General features: G+C 73.0%; 16 protein-coding genes and 1 other RNA gene. 13 read left to right on the forward strand and 4 right to left on the reverse strand.

What is annotated here, in order from left to right; all coding sequences use genetic code 11:
• Entirely contained in the window at nt 1-1,368 is a 1,368-nt protein-coding gene (locus ACFYY6_RS13795) for an ABC transporter substrate-binding protein (protein ID WP_351516626.1), read from the reverse strand.
• A 309-nt stretch (nt 1,369-1,677) separates the two neighbouring features.
• Nucleotides 1,678-5,436 (reverse strand): FHA domain-containing protein, encoded by a 3,759-nt coding sequence (locus ACFYY6_RS13800; protein WP_389193171.1) that lies wholly within the window; start codon nt 5,434-5,436, stop codon nt 1,678-1,680.
• A gap of 555 nt (nt 5,437-5,991) precedes the next feature.
• On the opposite strand from ACFYY6_RS13800, the gene ACFYY6_RS13805 reads away from it, so the two are divergent.
• The 4 genes from ACFYY6_RS13805 to ACFYY6_RS13820 all read left to right on the forward strand — a co-directional run bounded on the left by ACFYY6_RS13805 (nt 5,992) and on the right by ACFYY6_RS13820 (nt 11,812).
• Entirely contained in the window at nt 5,992-7,665 is a 1,674-nt protein-coding gene (locus ACFYY6_RS13805; protein ID WP_389193174.1) for a serine/threonine-protein kinase, read from the forward strand.
• A gap of 213 nt (nt 7,666-7,878) precedes the next feature.
• Nucleotides 7,879-9,117, forward strand: a complete 1,239-nt coding sequence (locus tag ACFYY6_RS13810) for a serine/threonine-protein kinase (RefSeq protein ID WP_351516630.1) — start codon at nt 7,879-7,881, stop codon at nt 9,115-9,117.
• A gap of 230 nt (nt 9,118-9,347) precedes the next feature.
• Nucleotides 9,348-10,454 (forward strand): peptide chain release factor 2, encoded by a 1,107-nt coding sequence (gene prfB, locus ACFYY6_RS13815; RefSeq protein ID WP_073783485.1) that lies wholly within the window; start codon nt 9,348-9,350, stop codon nt 10,452-10,454.
• Between the two features lie 413 nt (nt 10,455-10,867).
• Nucleotides 10,868-11,812 carry a hypothetical protein gene (locus ACFYY6_RS13820; RefSeq protein ID WP_389193177.1) on the forward strand — a complete coding sequence of 315 codons (945 nt, stop codon included), beginning with the start codon at nt 10,868-10,870 and terminating at the stop codon, nt 11,810-11,812.
• Between the two features lie 159 nt (nt 11,813-11,971).
• Here ACFYY6_RS13820 and ACFYY6_RS13825 read toward each other — a convergent pair whose 3' ends face one another.
• Nucleotides 11,972-12,166, reverse strand: a complete 195-nt coding sequence (locus tag ACFYY6_RS13825; protein ID WP_351516633.1) for a hypothetical protein — start codon at nt 12,164-12,166, stop codon at nt 11,972-11,974.
• 270 nt (nt 12,167-12,436) lie between these two features.
• Between ACFYY6_RS13825 and ftsE the strand changes: the two genes are divergently transcribed.
• The 5 genes from ftsE to ssrA all read left to right on the forward strand — a co-directional run bounded on the left by ftsE (nt 12,437) and on the right by ssrA (nt 16,424).
• Entirely contained in the window at nt 12,437-13,126 is a 690-nt protein-coding gene (gene ftsE / locus ACFYY6_RS13830) for a cell division ATP-binding protein FtsE (protein ID WP_351516634.1), read from the forward strand.
• Between the two features lie 23 nt (nt 13,127-13,149).
• Nucleotides 13,150-14,067, forward strand: coding sequence for a permease-like cell division protein FtsX (gene ftsX / locus ACFYY6_RS13835; protein WP_351516635.1), 918 nt, complete (start codon nt 13,150-13,152; stop codon nt 14,065-14,067).
• A gap of 68 nt (nt 14,068-14,135) precedes the next feature.
• Nucleotides 14,136-15,365 (forward strand): S41 family peptidase, encoded by a 1,230-nt coding sequence (locus ACFYY6_RS13840; RefSeq protein WP_351626785.1) that lies wholly within the window; start codon nt 14,136-14,138, stop codon nt 15,363-15,365.
• A gap of 18 nt (nt 15,366-15,383) precedes the next feature.
• Complete coding sequence (gene smpB / locus ACFYY6_RS13845) at nt 15,384-15,875, forward strand: SsrA-binding protein SmpB (protein WP_351516638.1); 492 nt, start codon at nt 15,384-15,386, stop codon at nt 15,873-15,875.
• A gap of 179 nt (nt 15,876-16,054) precedes the next feature.
• Nucleotides 16,055-16,424, forward strand: a transfer-messenger RNA (tmRNA) gene (ssrA, locus tag ACFYY6_RS13850).
• A 161-nt stretch (nt 16,425-16,585) separates the two neighbouring features.
• Here the strand turns inward: ssrA and ACFYY6_RS13855 are convergent.
• On the reverse strand, nt 16,586-17,872 hold the full coding sequence (locus ACFYY6_RS13855; RefSeq protein ID WP_389193180.1) for an MFS transporter: 1,287 nt from the start codon (nt 17,870-17,872) through the stop codon (nt 16,586-16,588).
• A gap of 83 nt (nt 17,873-17,955) precedes the next feature.
• Here ACFYY6_RS13855 and ACFYY6_RS13860 point away from each other — a divergent pair, with 83 nt between their 5' ends.
• From ACFYY6_RS13860 to ACFYY6_RS13875, 4 genes are all read left to right on the forward strand, one after another.
• Entirely contained in the window at nt 17,956-18,966 is a 1,011-nt protein-coding gene (locus ACFYY6_RS13860; RefSeq protein WP_389193183.1) for a LysR family transcriptional regulator, read from the forward strand.
• 138 nt (nt 18,967-19,104) lie between these two features.
• On the forward strand, nt 19,105-20,250 hold the full coding sequence (locus ACFYY6_RS13865) for a uroporphyrinogen-III synthase (RefSeq protein ID WP_389193186.1): 1,146 nt from the start codon (nt 19,105-19,107) through the stop codon (nt 20,248-20,250).
• Between the two features lie 91 nt (nt 20,251-20,341).
• Nucleotides 20,342-20,719, forward strand: a complete 378-nt coding sequence (locus ACFYY6_RS13870) for a DUF4259 domain-containing protein (protein WP_351516641.1) — start codon at nt 20,342-20,344, stop codon at nt 20,717-20,719.
• 115 nt (nt 20,720-20,834) lie between these two features.
• Nucleotides 20,835-21,398: a GNAT family protein gene (locus tag ACFYY6_RS13875; protein WP_351516642.1), complete on the forward strand. Its 564-nt coding sequence runs from the start codon at nt 20,835-20,837 to the stop codon at nt 21,396-21,398.
• Nucleotides 21,399-21,545: the final 147 nt, after the last annotated feature.

A 21,545-nucleotide genomic window follows, 5' to 3' on the forward strand; every position in this document is an offset into this window, starting at 1 on the left:
TCAGCTCTTGTACGCCTTGGCCGCGTCGGACTCCAGTCTCGCCTGGGCCCCCGCGATGTCCTTCGGGTTCTTCAGGAAGTCCTGGAGGATCTTCCACTCACCCTTCCCGGGCGTCCCGCCGAACGACTGCGGGGCCTGGTCGGACATGTCGAACCGGACCGCGTCGCCCGCCGCGACCAGCGCCTTCGCCATGGTGCGCTGCACCTCGTTCGGGTACGCGGCGGCGTCCAGGGCCTTGTTCGGCGAGATGAAGCCGCCCTGCTCGGCCATGATCTTCGCCGCGTCGACCGAACCCAGCCAGGTCAGCAGGGCCTGCGCGCCCTTGCCGTCCTTGAGGGCCACCGCCGCGTCGCCCCCCGTCACCACGGGGGATTCGGCGCCGACGGCCGGGAACGGGAACACCTTCGCGTCGGTCCCGATCTTCGCCTTCGTCTGCGCGATGTTGACGCCCACGAAGTCGCCCTCGAAGACCATCGCCGCCTTGGGCTGGTCACCACCGGTGAAGGTCTGGGTGACCGAGGCGGGGAACTCCGTCTGGAGCGCGCCGTCGGCGCCGCCCGCGATCAGCGACGGCTTGCCGAACAGCTCGGCGAGGGTGGTCAGGGCGTTCTTGACGGACGGGTCCGTCCACTTGATCTCGTGCTTGGCCAGCTGGTCGTACTTCTCCGGGCCCGCCTGGGAGAGGTAGACGTTCTCGAACCAGTCGGTGAGGGTCCAGCCGTCCGCGCCGCCGACCGAGACCGGGGCGACGCCCGAGGCGGAGACCGTCTCGGCGGTCGCGAGGAAGTCCTTCCAGGTCTTCGGCTCGGACGCGCCCGCGTTCTCGAACGCCTTGGCGTTGTACCAGATCAGGGACTTGTTGGCGGCCTTGAAGTACACCGCGTACTGGGTGCCGTCCACCGCGCCGAGGTCCTGCCAGACCTTGGCGTAGTTCTTGGTCAGCTGGGCCCGGGCCTCGGTCCCGACGGGCTTGGCCCACTTCTTCCGGGCGGCCTGCTGGATCGCGCCGACCTGCGGGATCATCGCGACGTCCGGCGGCTGACCGCCCGCGATCTTCGTACCGAGGAAGTTGATGATCGGGTCCTGCGCCGGGACGAAGGTGACCGTCGCCCCCGTGCGCTTCTCGAACTCCTTGAGCACCTTGACGAAGTTGGCCTGCTCCGCCCCCGTCCAGACCGCCGCGACCGAGAGCTTCTCGCCGTCCAGCTTCGGCAGGACCAAGCCCGACGAGCTTTCCCCACCGCTCCCGGAGTCCGGGTCGGACTTTCCTTTCCCGCTGTCGTCGTTGCCGCCGCAACCGGTGAGGGCCAGTGCGCCGATGGCGGTGAACACCACGGCGGCCCTGCTGATCCGATGGGTCGTGCGCATAGCTTCCCCGTCTCTCACATCGTCGTGTGCGCACAGTCCTACGCCGGGACCACGGGCGCCGCAATACCGCTTCTGGCTTCAACTCCTTGATCGTAATGGGCTCGTGACGTGCCGTCAGTGCCGATGCGAAGCGCCCGCACGGTCCCCGGGCCGTGCCGGTGCAGGAACGGGGCGGGTGGGGAGCGTGCCGGCGCGGGGACGCGTGCGCCGGGAGCGGGCTGGGCCCGGGCAGGGCTGAACCGGCCGGGGCGGGCGACCCGTTCACGGACGGACGGGGCGGAAGCGGACGGTCCGGGCGGGGCTGGGTGGTCAGGAGCGGACGGGGCCGAGCGGGGCCACCGGGTCGGCGTTCACCGACCGGGCCGCCCGCTCCAGCGCGCTGGCCAGCAGCGCCAGGTCCGTCGGACCGTTGCCCAGCTCACGGACCGGGCGGCGGGCCGGCGGATCGCCCATCCGCTCCCAGTCCAGCGGGACGACAGTGGGCCGCGACGTCGCCGTGCGCGGTATGCGTCCCGTCACCCTGCCGCCCTGGAACGGGGTGACCCGCCCGTCCGGATGGCCCAGGCGGCCACGTCCGGGCGCCGGGTCCTCCGGCGAGCGCGGGACGGCCGGGGCGTCGAGCACGATGCGCAACCGGGCCCCCTGCGCGAGGTCCGTGTCCTCCGTACGCTCCGGGCAGGCCGACGCCGCGACCAGATGGACGCCGAGCCGACCGCCCTCCCGCGCCACGGCCTCCAGGGCCCGCACCACCGAACCGGCGGCGGGACGGCCCGGACTGCCGAGCGCGGGCGCGACCAGTGCGTCGAAGTCGTCGACCAGGACGACGAGCCGAGGCAGCGGGGAGGGGCCGGGGACCGCGGGCCGCGCACCGGCGGGGCGCAGCCGGAGCGTCCCGCTCATCGGGGAGTCCACGTCGCCGCGCTGTTCGGCGGCGCTCGGCGGACGCTGACCGACCATCCGCCGTGCCAGCTCCCGCCGTTGGTGCCAGGCGCCGAAGTCCTCCTCGCCCAGCAGTTCGGCGCGCCGCTTCAGCTCGCCGCCCAGCGCCTGCGCGAACTCCCGCATCCGTACCGGATCGCTGGCCACCAGATGCGTGAAGGCATGCGGGAGTTCGGCGCACGGGGCCAGGCCCTCGCCGCGCTCAGCACCGGCGCCGTCGACCAGCACGATGCCGAGCCGGTCGGGCCGGTCGGCGGCGGCCAACGAGGCGGCGACGGCGCGCAGCAGCTCCGTACGTCCGCTGCCGGGCGGACCTTCGAGCAGGAGATGGGGGCCCTCCTCCGTCAGGTCCACGCCGACCGCGCCCCGGGGCCCGGCACCGAGCACCACGAAGGGGCGGCCGAAGGCAGAGGCGGAGGCCGAGGCTCCGCGGCCCCGCACGGCCGCCGCCGTGCCCGTGCCGGCTCCTGTTCCCCTCCCGGACCCCGTTCCCGTGTCCGCGCCGGTGCTCGCACCCGCGTGCGCGGCCACTGAGGTACGTCCTGTCGCGGTTCCGCCCGTGCCGTTCCACGCGCCGGCCCCGGCGACGGTGCGGGAGCCGGGGGCCGGCGCGGGCGACCCGCCGTAGCGTCCGCCGCTGACCCGGGGGGCGCTGGTGTCGGGGTACGGGGTGCGCCCGGAGCCCCGGCCCTCATGTGCCCCATGCCCCTCGTCGGCGTCCGGCGTGCCGTGGGCCTCGTGGGTCCCGCGCGCGTCGCCGCGGGCCGGGCCGTGGCTCACCGTGCCGACGTGCGTGACGGTGTCGCTGCCGGGGTACGCGGAGCGCCCCGCAGCGGGACCGTATCCGCCGGGGCCGGACGGCGGGCCGAGGACCGAGCGCTGGGTACCCACGCGGGGGGTGACGCCGCGCGCCTGCTGGGCGGGGTGGCGCGTACGGCCCGAACCGGGGTCGTCCGGTTCGGCCGCGCCCGTACCGCCACCGACGCCCGCGGGGCCGACCGGACGCCGGGCCGCGGCGGACGCGGCGGCCGCCGCGGTCATCGGCGGCGTGGGGGGCCGTTCGTCCGCCGCGGACGCCCAGCGGGCCATCAGGGAGGCCGGGGTGGCCCGGGCCAGACCCAGTTCGTCCAGCAGTCGGGCGGAGAGCGGCAGCGCGGTCGATGCGGTCCCGCCGTGCGCCGACGCCGCGGCGTCCGTGCGCAGCGGGGCCAGGGCCCGGCCGAACCGCTCGGCCCAGTGCGCCGAGACCGCGTCCACCGCGGCGACCGTGCCGCGGCCCGCCGCCCGGCCGTCGGCCGTGCGCAGCAGCCGCAGGGCCGTCGCCACGTCGCCGCTCAGCATCGCGACCGCCCCGCACTCGCGGAACGCGATCGAGGCGTGGCAGGCGGCCTCGTACGTCGCCGCGACCGGGGAGGTGGGCGTGGCGGCCGGGGTCTCGGCCAGACAGATCAGATGGATCCCGGCGGCGGCACCGGCGGCGGCCAGCCGGGCGGTGCTCTCGCGCAGTGCCGCCGACCCGGGGTCGCCGTCGACGATCAGAACGGTGAACGGCCCCGCGTACCGCGCGGCGGCCTCCCCGATCGTGGCCCGGTCCAGGCTCGCCCAGCCGGGCCCGAGCGGGCCCTCGTCCAGCCGCCGGACCAGCTCGGCCGAGCGGGCGAGGGCCTGCTCGCGGTCGTACGCGAGAAGCAGCCGGCAGTCCTGGCCGCGCGTCGGACGCACGTGCGGCAGCCAGCCGAGCCAGGCCCACTCGCGCCTGCGTTCCTCGGCGCCGCGCGCCCGGTCCGCGCTGAACAGCACGATCTCCAGATCGGCGGGGGAGTGCAGCGCGGCGAGCTGCGCCACCACCGAACGGGCGAGCCCGGCGAGCCGGTTCCGCGGCCCGGCCAGGCCGAGCGAACCGGCCTCCCGCAGCCCCACGGTCACCGGCACGGCGGGCAGCTCGGCCCGGTCGGTCGTGCCCAGCCGCACCACGAGTGCCTCCGGGTGCGCGGTTCCGCGCTCCCAGAGCCGGGGGCCGGGGCCGAGCGCGGTCAGCAGCACGGCCGCGGGATCGGGCCAGATGCTTCCCGCCGCCGGCTTCGCGGGGAGTCCGGCGGAGTCCCCGTGCGACGGCGCGGCGGCGCCGGTCCCGTCGGGCGCCGCCCCATGGGCGCTCTCGCCCCTGCCGCCCGCGAGCCGGCGCGCCCAGGCACCTATCCCGCCCTTCCGGGGCGCTTCGCCCTCCGGAGGGGCGGAGGCGGGGCCGCCAGCGGCGTCCGAGGTGCTCGAAGCACCGCCCGGGAGGCCGGAGGGGGCGGGGCGACGGCCGGTCGCGGTGCCGCCGTGCCCTCCGCCACCGCCCTCCAGGGCGTCGTGCGCCGCCGCGCCGTGTCCGGTTCCGGATCCGTGCCCCGTCCCGGGGGAGACCCCCGGGGCGTACGCATGGCCGGAATCATGGCCGGAATCGTGCTCGTAGGTCGGCCCGTCGACCGCGCCCGCCGTGTCGGACACCCGCAGGTGCCCCTCGCCGTCCGGCGCCGTCGCCAGCGTCGGCGTGCGCGCGCCGGAGGTCAGCAGGAGCGTCGACTCGCCGAGCCGCAGCAGGGCGCCGGGCTTCAGCCGGACCGGACGCTCGTGGACCGGCCTGCCGTCGAGCAGGGTGCCGTTGGTGGACCCCAGGTCCGTCACCGAGACCAGCCCGTCCTCGGCGACCGTCACCGCGCAGTGCAGCCGCGAGACGTCGGGGTCGTCGAGCGGGACGTCCGCGTCGGCGGAGCGGCCGATGCTGATCCGGCCGCCGTGCAGCAGGTGGACCCCGCCCGCGTCGGGCCCCGCCACCACGTGCAACTGGGCCGGAACGGCGTCGTCACCGGCGTCGTCCTCGCCCGGGACCTGGAGCGAGAGCACGGCCCCGTCGACCAGCGGGGGTTCGCCCAGCGCGCACCGGTGCGCGTCGAGCCGCTCGCGCCCGGCGAACAGCACCACGGCACCGCCGCCGGCCGGCCCGTCGGACCCGGAGACGGCCGAGGCCAACCCGGGCGCCACGGCGGCGAGCGCCGTTCCCGGCGGGGCGGTGACCAGCACGTCACAGGCGCGCGCCGGGGTCTGGCCGCTGCGCGGCGCGAGGACGGTCAGCCGGATCTGCATCGCCGTCAGCGGTCCCTTCTGCGCGGGGCGCCGAGCAGGGGGAACGCCCTGTTGATCTCCCCCCACCCGGCACGGACGCGTCGTCCGGTACAGGATCGTCACGAGCCGCGGGGTTTCCCCTCCCACAGTCCGTGCTGTACGCATCCTCGCACCTGCCGCCGACAGTCCGCCCGGCGACCGCCGGAAAATGATCTTGATTGGCCGAGTGTGCGCCCATAAGTGCCCGCCCGCGTGCCGCTCGCGGCGCGCTCCGCGGCCCCGCAAGCGTTCCGGCCCCAGTCCCGGTCCCCGTCCCGGCGCCCTGACCCGAGCCCTGCTTTCGTCACCGGAACCGTCCCGTCGGTGCTCGCCCGGTCCGTGTCCGGCGGCCGGCCCGTCTGCGGCAACCATCGGCCGAAAAGGAGCGTCTTGTTCCACGACGGCGCGGCACCGGACTCCGTCCGGCCGCCCTTCGGGCGACGGCGCCGGTTTGACGACAGCCTCTAGAGTGGGCCGGAACTCCGGGTGCGAATCCGGGACCACCGTGAACACCACGATCTGCAGGGAGCGCATGACGTGCGGCCGGTAGGCAGCAAATACCTGCTTGAGGAGCCGCTGGGGCGCGGCGCCACGGGCACCGTCTGGCGAGCTCGCCAGCGGGAGACCGCGGGTGCCGAGGCGGCCGTCGCCGGCGAGCCCGGCGAGACCGTGGCGATCAAGGTCCTGAAGGAGGAGCTCGCCAACGACGCGGACGTCGTGATGCGGTTCCTGCGCGAGCGCTCGGTGCTGCTCCGGCTCACCCACGAGAACATCGTGCGCACCCGTGACCTGGTCGTCGAGGGCGATCTCCTCGCCCTCGTCATGGACCTGATCGACGGCCCCGACCTGCACCGGTACCTCCGCGACAATGGCCCGCTCACCCCGGTCGCCGCCGCCCTGCTCACCGCGCAGATCGCGGACGCGCTCGCCGCCAGCCACGCCGACGGCGTGGTCCACCGCGACCTGAAGCCCGCCAACGTCCTGCTCGACGAGCGCGACGGCGCGATGCGCCCCATGCTCACCGACTTCGGCATCGCGCGCCTGGCCGACTCCCCGGGCCTCACCCGGACCCACGAGTTCGTCGGCACTCCCGCCTACGTAGCACCCGAGTCCGCCGAGGGCCGCCCGCAGACCTCCGCCGTCGACATCTACGGCGCGGGCATCCTGCTGTACGAGCTGGTCACCGGCCGCCCGCCGTTCGCCGGTGGCACCGCCCTCGAAGTCCTGCACCGGCACCTCAGCGAGGAGCCCCGCCGCCCCACCACCGTCCCGGAACCGCTGTGGACGGTCATAGAGCGCTGCCTGAGCAAGGACCCGGACCGGCGCCCCAGTGCCGAGAACCTGGCCCGCGCGCTGCGCACCGTCGCGGCCGGCATCGGCGTCCACGCCGGCGCCGCCGAGATCGCCGCGGCCGACGGGGTGGCAGCCCTGCTCGCCCCCGACCCGTCGCCCGCGCCCGTACCGGAGACCCCCGGCGCCGCCGCCCCGACGCAGGTGCTGCCGAGCAACGCCGGTTCGTACGACCCCGACGGGGCGACCAGTGTTCTGCCTCACACCTCCGGCCAGGGCGGCCCGGGCGGGCAGGCCGGCCCGACCACGGTCATGCCGTCCGTGCCCCCGGGCCCGGACGGCCCCCCGCAGCCCGAGGACCCGCACCCCTGGCAGTCCCAGCTCCAGGCCGCCCGCGACCGCAACGAGCAGACGCAGGTCCAGTACCTCGACCCCAGCCAGGACCCGCTGCGCCGTCGCCCCCAGCGGCCCCAGCCGCAACCGCAGCCCCGGCCGCAGCGAGCCCAGCAGCCGCCGCAGCACCAGCCGTACCCGCCGCAGCAGTACCCGCCTCAGCAGTACGCCCCCCAGCCGTACCAGCCGCAGCCCCAGCCCCAGCAGCCCCCGCCGCCGCCTCCGCAGCGCCAGCAGTACGCGCCCCCGCAGCAGCCCGCGCCCCGCCCGCCCCGCGAGCCGCGGCAGCGCAGCGCCAACCCGATGCGCATCCCCGGCCTCGGCTGCCTCAAGGGCTGCCTGTTCACCCTGGTCCTGCTCTTCGTCGCCGGCTGGCTGATCTGGGAACTGACCCCGCTCCAGGACTGGATCGGCCAGGGCAAGAGCTACTGGCAGGCGATCACCGACACGGTCTCCGACATCACCGACTGGATCTCCAAGCTCGGCGGCAGTGACAGCGGCAACGGCGGCGCAGGCACCGGCCCCTGAGCCGTCGTCCGATGCGACGACGGGCGTCGGCGCATCATCAACTCTGTAGCTATGTCGACTTCCGCGGGACGGAATCCCCGTGATTCCACCGCAATTCGCCCGCGGAAGCGAGGGCTGGCACCATCCCGGGCACTCAACCCCCCGGCCGACGCGTAACTTTGTCGACCGGGGGTCATGAGCGACGGTCCATCGCCAGCCGCTGAGGGAGCAGTCTTGGCACGGAAAATCGGCAGCCGGTACACCGCCCACCAGATCCTGGGGCGCGGCAGCGCCGGCACGGTGTGGCTCGGCGAGGGGCCCGAGGGGCCGGTGGCCATCAAGCTGCTCCGCGAGGACCTCGCGTCCGACCAGGAGCTCGTGGGCCGCTTCGTCCAGGAACGCACCGCGCTGCTCGGCCTGGACCACCCCCACATCGTCGCCGTCCGTGACCTCGTGGTGGACGGCAACGACCTCGCCCTGGTCATGACCCTGGTGCGCGGCACGGACCTGCGCACCCGCCTCGACCGTGAACGCCGCCTCGCGCCCGAGGCCGCGGTCGCGATCGTTGCGGACGTCGCCGACGGCCTGGCCGCCGCGCACGCCGCCGGAGTGGTCCACCGCGACGTCAAACCGGAGAACATCCTCCTCGACATGGAGGGCCCGCTCGGCCCCGGCAACGCGCACCCTGCCCTGCTCACCGACTTCGGCGTGGCCAAGCTGATCGACACCCCGGGACGCACCAGAGCCAGCAAGATCATCGGCACCCCGGACTACCTGGCCCCCGAGATAGTCGAGGGCCTACCGCCCCGCGCCGCAGTCGACATCTACGCCCTCGCGACCGTCCTGTACGAACTCCTCGCCGGCTTCACCCCGTTCGGCGGCGGACACCCCGGCGCGGTGCTGCGCCGCCACGTGACGGAGACGGTCGTCCCCCTCCCCGGCATACCCGAGGAACTCTGGCAGCTCCTCGTCCAGTGCCTGGCCAAGGCCCCGGCCTCCCGGCTGCGCGCCTCCGAGCTCGCGTCCCGGCTGCGCGAGACGCTCCCGCAACTGGCAGGCATCCCGCCGCTGGACGTCGACGAGCCCGGCACCGAGCCCGAGCCTCGGACGTACGACGAGGCGCCGCACGCCCCCGCCTCCGAGGAGCCCCGCCGCCGCGGCGCGGTCCCGCTGGTCCCCGGCTCGTCCACGGACTCCAACCGCGACACCCACACCAGCATGCGCGTCCCGGCCCCCGACGAGCTCTCCGGCGGCCCCCGCGGCACCGCCCGCGCCCCGCGCTCCCCGGGCGCGCCCCGCCCCGGCTCGGCCCGCAACAAGTCCGCGGCCGTCCGCAAGCGCCGCCTCACCCTGGGCGTCGCCGCCCTGGTGCTGGCGGCGGCGCTGGGCGTGGGCGGCTGGCTGGCGCTGAGCGGCGACTCCTCGGACGCGCCCCCGCAGGACACGGAGAGCTCGGCCCCGGCGATCCCCTGAGCCGGGCCGCCGTACCCGTCGCACGGGCGGCGCACCCGGCCGCCGAGCCGTGACCGCGGCCGTGTCCACGTGCGCCGACGGCACGCGACGAGCGGCGTCACGGAGTCGTGATCGCCAGGCGCCGGAGGGAAAGCGACGAGCGGCTTCGGCGGGACGCGGTCGACGGCGTCACCGAGACGTGATCATGCGGCCCGGGGAAGGTCCGCTCCGACAGCCGTTACGCTGGACCCGTGGCAGTCGTCGATATTTCCGAAGAGCTGAAGTCCCTCTCCTCGACCATGGGGTCCATCGAGGCCGTCCTGGACCTGGATGCGCTGAGGGCGGACATCGCCGCGCTCGAGGAGCAGGCGGCCGCGCCCTCCCTCTGGGACGACCCCGAGGCGGCGCAGAAGATCACCAGCAGGCTTTCGCACCTCCAGGCCGAGGTCCGCAAGGCCGAGGCCCTCCGCGCCCGCATCGACGATCTCGGAGTCCTCTTCGAGCTCGCCCAGGACGAGGGCGACGCCGACACGCTGGCCGAGGCAGAGGCCGAGCTGGACGCCGTCAAGAAGGCGCTGGACGAGATGGAGGTCCGTACGCTCCTCTCCGGCGAGTACGACTCCCGCGAGGCCCTGGTCAACATCCGGGCCGAGGCGGGTGGCGTGGACGCGGCGGACTTCGCCGAGAAGCTCCAGCGCATGTACCTCCGCTGGGCCGAGCAGCACGGCTACAAGACCGAGGTCTACGAGACGTCGTACGCGGAGGAGGCCGGCATCAAGTCGACCACCTTCGCCGTCCAGGTCCCGTACGCCTACGGCACGCTCTCCGTCGAGCAGGGCACCCACCGGCTCGTCCGGATCTCACCCTTCGACAACCAGGGCCGCCGCCAGACGTCCTTCGCGGGCGTCGAGGTGCTGCCCGTGGTCGAGCAGACCGACCACATCGAGATCGACGAGTCCGAGCTGCGCGTCGACGTGTACCGCTCCTCGGGCCCCGGCGGCCAGGGCGTCAACACCACGGACTCCGCGGTGCGCCTGACCCACATCCCGACCGGCATCGTGGTCTCCTGCCAGAACGAGCGCTCGCAGATCCAGAACAAGGCGTCCGCGATGAACGTCCTCCAGGCGAAGCTCCTGGAGCGCCGTCGTCAGGAGGAGCAGGCCAAGATCGACGCCCTCAAGGGTGACGGCGGCAACTCCTGGGGCAACCAGATGCGGTCGTACGTCCTGCACCCGTACCAGATGGTCAAGGACCTGCGTACGGAATTCGAGATGGGCAACCCGGAAGCGGTCTTCAACGGTGAGATCGACGGCTTCCTGGAGGCGGGCATCCGCTGGCGCAAGCAGCGGGAGAAGTAGCGGCAAGCGGAGAAACGACCGACGAAGGAGCGGCCGGTCCCGGAATCCCCACGGGGTTCGGGCACCGGCCGCTCCTTCGTCGGTGCCGCTCACGGGGCCGGTCCCGAAGGGGAGTTGGGGCCGGGAGCCGCACGGGCGGCTTGACGGGGCGGTCTGGCGAGTGCGTCACAGTCTGGCTGCTGAACGACGGTCAACTGCGAGCAAACCGGTGCACATTGCTTGGAACGGCCTTGACGTAATTCTTAACTGTGGACAGGGTGCTAGAGCAGCATGCGTATGTCCGGGACGGGTGTGAACGGGGGCGGGCGGCATGGCTACGACTCGATGTGGCGCCGTTCGGAGCGAACCCTGCGGAGCCGAGGCCCACATATGGCTGCTCCACTGACGAGAACAGCTACTGGGGGTAGCAACAGATGACCAAGAAGACGCGAGTACGCGTCGCGCGGATCGCCGCCGGTGCGGTGATCGCCGCAGGGGCCTCGCTCACCGCTGCCGGTGCGGCACAGGCCATGGGCGGCGACCTTGGTATCGGCGTGGAGGCCGACGACACGGCGATCAGCGCCCAGGCCGGGCTCACCGGCGAGGACGACGGCGGCAACGGTGGGGGCCCCGGTGGCGTCGACGATGGCGGCGCGGGCTCGGACGGCGGTGCCGATGGCGGCGCGGGCTCTGACGGTGGCGCCGATGGTGGCGCCGACGGTGGTGCGGGCTCGGACGGCGGTGCCGGTGCCGATGGTGGCGCTGGTACCGATGGTGGCGCGGGCGCGGATGGCGGTGCCGGTACCGATGGCGGTGCTTCCGACGGCGGCAACGGCAACGGTGGCCAGCAGTCGGGTGGCAACGGCAACGGCGGTCAGCAGTCCGGCGGCAACGGCAACGGTGGCCAGCAGTCCGGCGGCAACGGCAACGGTGGCCAGCAGTCGGGTGGCAACGGCAACGGCGGTCAGCAGTCCGGCGGCAACGGCAACGGTGGCCAGCAGTCCGGCGGCAACGGCAACGGCGGCAACGGCTCCTCCGGCACGTCCGGCAGCGGCTCGTCGGGCACGTCCGGGAGCGGCTCGTCCGGTACCACGGGCAACGCCTCCTCTGGCACCACGGCCGGCGGCGGCGACACCGGTTCTTCCACCGGTGAGACCGGCACCTGCACTGTCGACCTCGACGGCGCGAAGTGCGCCGACAACACCACCCCGGACTCCGCCGGCAACCAGCCGGTGGAGCAGGGCAAGGGCAAGGACGAGCTCGCCGAGACCGGCGCCGCCGAGACCACGTTCCTGCTGGTCGGCGCCGCGACGATGATCGCCGGGGGCATCGGCTTCCGGATCCTGCCGCGCCTGGTGAACGGTCGTACCGTCGCCTGACGGTGACCGCACCGTGTAACCACGCGTATGCGTGAAAGGGCCCGGGATGCCCATCGGCATCCCGGGCCCCTTCACGTACACTCCTGGCGCGCACCCGCCGTGTACGTCCGCTCGCAGCCCGTACGCGCCGTTTGCACTCGCTCCGGACGCGGACCGGCGCTACACGGTCTGGTGCGCCAGCAGCGCCAGTGCGCCCAGCATCACCACCAGCAGGGCCACCAGCGTCACCGGACTCAGCCCCGCGAGGACGCCCTGCTCCTGCTGGAGCCGCTCCCGGCTCGCCCGGCACACGGGGCAGCGGCCCTCGCTCACGGGCGCCGCGCAGTTCGCGCACACCAGTCGGTCATAGGTCATGCGCTTTCCTCCTCCCGCGCGGCGGAGCCGCATATGCCTTCTCTCCGCACAACGCTCACGGAAACGCAACCGTTCCCCCTCCCACTGTGCCAGCTCGCGCGGATTTCGGCGCGGCCCGTCCGGGACCACCCGTTCCGCAACGCTCGCGCCCCCGCCCGCGGCCGGTGCCGTTCCGCCATAAATCGCCCAACGAAGGACGCGCGCCTGCACGCGTCAGCCGGGTTCGCGTAGTGTCACGCACACCTACTCCCGGCCGACCGTGGTGCATCCGTGATCCGATTCGACAACGTCTCCAAGACCTACCCGAAGCAGAGCCGTCCCGCTCTCCGGGATGTGTCGCTCGATATCGAGAAGGGCGAGTTCGTCTTCCTGGTGGGCTCCTCCGGCTCCGGCAAGTCCACCTTCATGAGACTCATCCTCCGCGAGGAACGCGCCAGCACGGGCTCGGTCCACGTCCTGGGCAAGGACCTCGCCCGCCTGTCCAACTGGAAGGTGCCGCACATGCGCCGCCAGTTGGGCACGGTGTTCCAGGACTTCCGGCTCCTCCCCAACAAGACCGTGGCGCAGAACGTGGCGTTCGCGCAGGAGGTCATCGGCAAGCCGCGCGGCGAGATCCGCAAGGCGGTGCCCCAGGTCCTCGACCTGGTCGGCCTCGGCGGCAAGGAGGACCGGATGCCCGGCGAGCTCTCCGGTGGTGAGCAGCAGCGCGTGGCGATCGCGCGGGCGTTCGTGAACCGCCCCATGCTGCTGATCGCGGACGAGCCGACCGGTAACCTCGACCCGCAGACCTCCGTCGGCATCATGAAGCTGCTGGACCGGATCAACCGGACCGGCACCACCGTGATCATGGCGACCCACGACCAGAACATCGTCGACCAGATGCGCAAGCGCGTCATCGAGCTGGAGCAGGGCCGTCTCGTACGTGACCAGGCCCGCGGCGTCTACGGCTACCAGCACTGAGCATCGAGCACTGAAAGGACGCCATGCGCGCCCAGTTCGTCCTGTCGGAGATCGGCGTCGGCCTCCGTCGCAACCTCACGATGACCTTCGCCGTCGTCGTCTCCGTCGCCCTCTCGCTCGCCCTGTTCGGCGGCGCGCTGCTGATGCGCGAGCAGGTCAGCACGATGAAGGACTACTGGTACGACAAGGTCAACGTCTCGATCTTCCTCTGCAGCAAGAGCGATGTGACCTCGACGCCCAAGTGCGCCAAGGGGGCCGTCACGGCCCAGCAGAAGAAGGAGATCGAGGCCGATCTCAAGAAGATGGACGCCGTCCAGACGGTCACGTACGAGTCGGCCGACGAGGCGTACAAGCACTACCAGGAGCAGTTCGGCGACTCGCCCATGGCGGGCAACATCACGCCGGACCAGATGCAGGAGTCGTTCCGGGTCAAGCTGCACGACCCGAAGAAGTACAAGGTCGTCGCCACCGCGTTCGCCGGTCGTGACGGGGTGCAGTCCGTCCAGGACCAGAGGTCCATCCTGGACAACCTCTTCGGGCTGATGAACGGTATGAACGTGGCCGCCGTCTTCGTGATGGTGCTGATGCTGGTGATCGCGCTGATGCTGATCGTGAACACCGTCCGGGTGTCCGCGTTCAGCCGGCGGCGGGAGACCGGCATCATGCGGCTGGTCGGTGCCTCCGGCTTCTACATCCAGATGCCGTTCATCATGGAGGCCGCGTTCGCCGGTCTCATCGGTGGCGTGCTCGCCTGCGTGATGCTGCTGGCCGGGCGGTACTTCCTGATCGACGGCGGTCTGGCACTCCAGAGCAAGCTGACCCTGATCGACTTCATCGGCTGGGACGCGGTCCTCACCAAGCTGCCCCTGGTGCTGGCGATCGGGCTGCTGATGCCCGCCGTTGCCGCTCTCCTCGCGCTCCGCAAGTACCTGAAGGTGTGACGAGTGCCCACCGCGGTGAACGGCCAACCGCCCGTTGCTCCGTGGGGTGTTGTCCTAGACTCGGCGCCATGTCGGGTCCCGTACGGTGTTTCGGGCCCCGCGGCGTACGCCGCGGGGCCGCCCTGACATTGGTCTTCGCGTCCGTGCTGGCCACCGCGGCCGCCACCGGCTCGCTGCCGCGCGACAAGGCGAAGTCTCCGGTTCCGGCGGCCCGTTCCGTCGTCCCCGTCACCTCCGCCGCGCCCGCGGCCACCGTCGACGGCGACGAGGTCGCCTCGGCCGCCGCCCGCGCCGTGGCCGACGGCAAGTCCGGTACGGAAGCGGCCGAGAGGGTCGTCAGCCGCAGCGGCGACCGCTGGGGCGCGGTGTACGACGAGCGGCAGTACGAGGAGTTCGAGCAGGCGCTCGACGGCTCGTACACCGGAGTCGGGATCGCCGCGAAGCGCTCGGCCGACGGGCTGGTCGTGGTGGCCCGGGTGCAGCCCGGCGGCCCCGCCGACCTGGCCGGTGTCGAGCCGGGCGACCTGCTCCGCACCATCGACGGCCGACGGATGGACCGGCGCCCCGTCGCGGAGGCCGTCGCCCTGCTGCGCGGGGACCGCACGGAGGCCGCGGCGGGCAGCACCGTGGTCCTGGGCGTCCAGCGCGGTTCCGTCCTCCGTACGAAGACGCTGAGCCGGGCCAGGCTCAGCACCGAGGCCGTCACCGTGCGACGGATCGGACCGGACCGTTCCGCGTTCTCCGCGCCCGCCGCGCCTTCCACGGCGGTGCTGATCGACGTCGACTCGTTCACCAGGGGTTCGGGGACCGAGGTACGGGACGCGGTCCGCGGGGCCCCGGCCGGGGCCGGAGTGCTGCTCGATCTGCGGGGCAACTCCGGCGGCCTGGTCACGGAGGCCGTCACCGCCGCCTCCGCCTTTCTGGACGGCGGCCTGGTCGCCACGTACGACGTGCGCGGGGAACAGCGGGCCCTCTACGCGGAGCCGGGCGGCGACACCGACCGCCCGCTCGTCGTCCTCGTCGACGGCGGCACGATGAGCGCCGCCGAACTCCTCACCGGCGCGCTCCAGGACCGGGGCCGCGCCGTCACGGTCGGCTCGCGCACCTTCGGCAAGGGCTCGGTCCAGATGCCCAGCAGGCTCCCGGGCGGTGCGGTGGCCGAGCTGACCGTCGGCCACTACCGCACCCCCGCGGGCCGCGGTGTCGACGGCCGCGGCATCACCCCGGACCTCGTGGTCGACTCCCGGGCCGAGCAGCGGGCCGAGACGGTATTGAGTGGCCTCGGAGGCGGGTCATAGTGCGAAAATGGCCGCACTATGGCTAAGGAAAAGGACACGGGGCGCAAGCTCATCGCGCAGAACAAGAAGGCCCGGCACGATTACCACATCCTCGACACCTACGAGTGCGGTCTCGTCCTCATGGGCACCGAGGTCAAGTCGCTGCGTCTGGGCAGGGCATCCCTGGTGGACGGTTTCGTCCAGATCGACGGCGGCGAGGCGTGGCTGCACAACATCCACGTCCCGGAGTACGTGCAGGGCACCTGGACCAACCACTCGGCGAAGCGGAAGCGCAAGCTGCTGATGCACCGGGCCGAGATCGACAAGCTGGAGTCGAAGGCGAGCGAGACCGGCCACACGATCGTGCCCCTCGCGCTGTACTTCAAGGACAGCCGGGTCAAGGTCGAGATCGCGCTCGCCAAGGGCAAGAAGGAGTACGACAAGCGGCAGACCCTGCGCGAGAAGCAGGACCTGCGGGAGACCAACCGCGCGATCGCGGCGGCGCGGCGGCGCCAGCGCGGCACCCACTGAAGCGGGGCGCGCACGCCGGGCCCCGGCCGGGGCCCGGAGAACGGAAGCCCGGGGACGGCGGAGGTCGGCGGCGGAAGGCGTACGGCCGGGCCCGCGGGAATAGGCTGGCATCGTCGTGCGTTGGTCACGTACGATGGCATCGCACCTCACAGCGGGTGCACGCATTGAAAACACAACATGGGGATGATCGGTTTCGACAGCGGCTGTCGAAGCAGGGGAAGCGTGTCGAGGAAGCGGCAATGATCTCGTAAACCATATGTCGCAACCAATAATCGCCAACACCAAGCGCGATTCCTTCGCCCTCGCTGCCTAAGTAGCGACTTGCGAAGTGTCAGCCCGGGGTTGATCCCGACCCGGATCCTGGCATCATCAAGGGATCTAAACTTCTAGACCCGGTCACGGGGCCCAGAAGGAAATCAAACAGTGACTGAGCCCGTCGGAGACTTGTTCGCGTGATCTCCGGGGCTGAGAAAATCGCAGCGGACTGCACACGGAGAAGCCCTGATTCCGCACCGTTGGACGCGGGTTCGATTCCCGCCATCTCCACAATTCCCATGTGAACGAGGACCCCGTTGCCCGCCCGGCAGCGGGGTCCTCGTTCGTTTGTCCCGGGTCGGCGCGCCCCGGGTCCGTGCGTCCTGGGTCCGTGCATCCTGGGGTCCGTACGCGCCGGGTTCCTGCGCGACGGGCCGGTCATCGGGGCGTACCGGTCATTCCGGGTGCCGTGCCCATGCGCCGGTTCCTGGGACGCGGACCCCGGCCGCGGCGACGATCAGTGCCAGGGCCGCCGCGCACACCGGTACGCCGTAGCCCGTCACGTGCCCCGCGTGCTCGACCATCCAGCCGCCGGTCGCCGAACCGGCGGCGATCCCGCCCAGCAGCGCGGTCACCGCGAGCGTCATGCCCTCGTTCAACTGACCCTCCGGCGTGAGGCGTTGGACCAGTGTCATCCCGGTGACCATCGTCGGGGCGGTCGCCGCACCGGCCAGCAGCAGCGCGCCCGAGAGTACCGGCAGAGCGTCGGTCCAGGAGGCGGCGAGCAGCGGCAGCGACATCAGCGCCGTCATCCCCGCCAGGCAGCCCAGCAGCCGCCGCCTGATGGCAGGGGCCGGGCGCAGCGATCCGTACAGCAGCCCCGCCGCGCACGAACCGGCCGCCTGGAGGGCCAGGATCGCGCCCCCGGCGTGGGCGATCGTGACGACTTCCATCGAGCCGAAGACCGCCCCGGTGGCGAGGAAGGCGGCGAGCAGGGCGGGCATGCCGGGGGCGCGGAGCGGGGAGCCGGCGCGGGTGCGGGGCGAGACCGGAGGCTCCGTGGCGCGCTGGGCCGCGAAGATCAGTACGCCGGTCATCAGCAGGATCGCCCCGACGAGCGTTCCGGCCTCCGGGAAGAGCGAGCCGCACAGCAGGGCGGCGAGGACCGGGCCGAGCATGAAGCAGAGCTCGTCCATGGCCTGTTCGAAGGAGTTCGCCGTGTGCAGGGCGGCCTGATCGCCCCGGTGCAGATGGGCCCAGCGGGCCCGGGACATCCCGCCGGTGTTGGGGGTGGTGGCGGTCGCGGCGTAGCAGGCGAAGAGTGTCCAGTCCGGGGCGTCGTAGTGCACGCACAGCAGGAGGGCGAGGGAGCCCAGTACGGCGATCGCGGTGGCCGGGACCGCGACCCTGGCCTGCCCGTACCGGTCGACGAGGCGTGCCGTCCAGGGCGCGACCACCGCCGTCGCGGCGAGCCCGACCGCGGTGACGGCCCCCGCCAGGGCGTACGAGCCGCGTGATCCGGCGATCATGATCACCGCGCTGACGCTGAACATCCCCATGGGCAGCCGGGCGAGGAGGTTGCCCGCCGTGAAGGCGCGTGCGCCCGGGGTGGCGAGGAGCCGGAGGTAGGGATCGGCGGAGGTCCGTCGGACGGAGGAGGGGGCGTCACGGGCGGCGATGACCAGCAGGTCCCCGGAGAGCGCGAACGTGGGAGCGGAGGGCGGGTTTCTCTCGTACGGCATGGGATCACCCTCGGGGCGCGCGGTCCGCGGGGTCCAACACCTTCTGCCCGCTGATTGACGCGCCCGTGTTGTAAATTCTCGGCATGGTTCCCCATGACGGTGCCGGAACGGGCAGTTGGATGAGCAGCCGCGGCGACATCGACCCCCGGCTGCTCCGCGCCTTCGTGGCCGTCGCCGAGGACCTGCACTTCACCCGTGCCGCCGCCCGCCTCTTCGTCGCCCAGCAGGCACTGAGCCGGGACGTCCGGCGGCTGGAGCGCGAACTGGGCACGGAACTCTTCGTGCGCACCACCCGGCAGGTGGCCCTGACCGCCGACGGGGAACGACTCCTTCCGTACGCCCGGCGGGTGCTGGAGGCGCACGCCGATCTCGCCGCCGCCTTCCGGGATGCCGCCGCCCGCCCGCTCCTCGTCGACCTCAACACCGACGGCATGACGGCGGCCCGGGTGCTCGCCCGCGCGCGTGAACTGGTTCCCTCGTGCGAGCTGATGGCGCGCTTCGAGAGCGGCCTGACCTGGGCGGCGGGGGAGATCCTGGCCGGCCGGCTCGACGTCTCCTTCGGCCGTGCCGCAGGGCTCGATCCGGCGGTGCGGGCGCGGCTCGGCGTGCTGCCGGTGCGGTACGAGCCGATGGCCGTTCTGCTGCCCGTCGATCATCCGCTCGCCGGGCGGGAGGCCGTCGCCCCGGGCGACCTGGCCGGCGAGACCGTGTACGCGGGTGACGGGAATCCGCGTACGGGGGAGTGGACGGACCTCGCCCGGCTGCTGTTCGCGGAGTGGGGCATCGAACTCGCGCCTCCGGTTCCGCTCGCGGTCGGCGTGGCCGAGTTCCAGCGGGTCATGGCGAAGTCGGCGAACCCGGTGCTGTGCGTCGTCGGCTTCCCGCCGTTGCCGGGGACCGTGGTGCGTCCGCTGGTCCGGCCCGTACCGGTCTCCCCGCTGCTGATGGTGTGGCGCAGGGACCTGCGCCATCCGGGCCTCGACGCGCTGCGCGAGGCCGCGGCCCGGCTGGGGGCCGAGGAGGGCTGGCTGGAGCGGCCGGCCGGGAGCTGGCTGCCCGAGGCCGATGCCGCGCTGATGCGGACGTGCGGCTGAGGGAGGGGAGCGGTGGCGTGTGGAGGTGGGCCGGTGGACGACGCCCGGTGGTGTACCTTCGCCGTCCGGACGGCAGTGGGAACGAGCGCCGGCAGGGCGGCACCGGAACGAGGCCGGAACGAGAGCCGGGACGAGCACATGCGTGAAGAGCACGAACCCCTCACCGGGTTCACCGTCGGGGTCACCGCCGCACGTCGCGCGGAGGAGTTCGGGGCGCTGCTGGAGCGGCGGGGCGCCACCGTCCTGCACGCACCGGCCCTGCGGATCGTGCCGCTCGCCGACGACACCGAACTCCTCGCCGCCACCCGGGAAGTCATCGGTTCCGTCCCCGACGTGGTCGTCGCCACCACCGCCGTGGGCTTCCGGGGCTGGATGGAGGCCGCCGACGGCTGGGGCATCGGCGACCGGCTGGCGGCGGCCCTGCGCGGAGCCGAACTGCTGGCCCGCGGCCCGAAGGTCAAGGGCGCCGTACGGGCGGCCGGGCTGACCGAGAGCTGGTCACCCGCCTCCGAATCCATGGACGAGGTGCTCGACCGGCTCCTCACCGAAGGCGTGGTGGGACGCCGGATCGCCCTCCAACTGCACGGCGAACCCCTCCAGGGCTTCATCGAGCCGCTCCGAGCGGCGGGCGCCGAGGTCGTCGCCGTACCCGTCTACCGCTGGACGGACCCCGAGGACATCGCACCGCTCGACCGGCTGCTCGACGCCGTTCTGGCCCGCGGCGTGGACGCGCTCACCTTCACCAGCGCCCCGGCCGCCACCTCGTTGCTCGGACGGGCGGAAAGGCGCGGGCAGTCGCCGGAACTCCTGAGCGCGCTGCGAGAGGACGTACTCGTGGCCTGCGTCGGGCCCGTCACGGCCCGGCCGTTGCAGGCGCTCGGCATCGACACCGTCCAGCCGGAACGCTTCCGGCTCGCCCCGCTCGTCCAGCTGCTGTGCCACGAACTCCCCGCGAGGGCACCGGTGCTGACGGTCGCGGGGCACCGCGTCCAGATCCGTGGCCATGCCGTGGTCGTCGACGGCGAACCGCGCCCGGTGCCGCCCGCCGGAATGGCCCTGCTGCACACCCTGGCCCGTCGGCCGGGCTGGGTGGTGGGCCGCGCCGACCTGCTGCGCGCGCTGCCCGGCGGCGGCACGGACGAGCACGCGGTGGAGACGGCCGTGGCGAAGCTGCGCACCGCGCTGGGCGTACCCGAGCTCGTCCGGACGGTGGTCATACGCGGCTACCGGCTGGAGCTGGACCCGGCCGAGGACACCGGGCCCCCGGACCTCCGGGGCGCGTGACGGCACCCGGTCCGGCCGGTGTTGTCAGTGCCGTGCGATAGAACCTGAGGCAACGGGGACACGTGCGCGACGACCGGCGGAGGGGAAGACCATGGGCACTTGGGGCAGCGGGAATTTCGACAGCGACACGGCGGCGGACCACCTGTCGGGGATCACCGGGCGTCTCCTCTCGGAGATCGAGGAGGCGATGGCGGGCGATCCGGTGGGTCTGGAGCCGGACGACTACTGGGGGGTGGTCGTGCCGTGCGACATCGATCTGCTGTGCTTGATCGCGGAGCGGGGATACGTCGGCGCGGTGGTGCCGGAGCCGGCGGTGGCCGAGGCGTGGAAGCGGACGTTCATGGACGTGTGGGAACGGACCATCGACGGTCTGGAACCCGAGGAGGAGTACAAGAAGACCCGGCGGGCGGAGCTGAACCGCACGTTCGACCGGCTGGTGGACCTGGCGAGGGCGCGGCACGAGGGGTAGTGAGGAGCGGCGGGCGGGGCGGCGCGAGGACCGGAACGTGGAAGAGGGCAGGAGGAGGGCGCGGTGAGGCCCGCGGGGCTGGGGCCGTTCGGCGGCACGGGGATAACCTGAAGGGATGATCAACGACTCCCATCAGCTCGACGCGGAGGTACGACTCCGCCCCGCCACCATGGCCGACGCCGCTTCCCTCGCCGCGGCGTTGACCCGCAGCCGCGCGTACATGCGGCCCTGGGAGCCCGTGCGGCCCGAGGCCTTCTACACCGAGGACGGGCAGCGGGAGCGGCTGGCCGGGATGCTCGCGGATCGGGACGCGGGGCGGTCGATGTCGTGGGTGCTCGCGGACGAGCAGGACCGCGTAATGGGCGGATTCAACCTCAACGGCATCGTGCTCGGGCCGTTCCGCAGTGGCGCGCTCGGCTACTGGATGGACGTCGAGTGCGCGGGCCGGGGGCTGGCCACGGCCGCCGTGCGCCGGATCTGCGAGTCGGCCAGGGACGATCTGCGGCTGCACCGGGTCGAGGCTGGGACGCTCCTGGACAACGTGGCGTCCCAGCGGGTGCTCGTCAAGTGCGGCTTCGAGGAGTACGGGATGGCCCCGCGCTGTCTGCACATCAACGGCGAATGGCGCGACCACCGGCTGTTCCAGCGGATCCTGCACGACGACCCGCCGACCGACTGAGCCCCGGCTCCAGGCCCTCCCGTGGAAGGCCCCGGGGCGCGGGCGGCGGGCGTTCAGGAGGCTCGTCGCCCGGCGCCCCCGGGGCGGAACCGTACGTGCCGGTGGCCCTCCCGCGGCCATGGCGGCAGCGTCGGCAGGACCTCCGCA

Origin of the sequence: Streptomyces sp. NPDC001750, from assembly GCF_042892615.1 — a bacterium.
GTDB lineage: Bacteria > Actinomycetota > Actinomycetes > Streptomycetales > Streptomycetaceae > Streptomyces.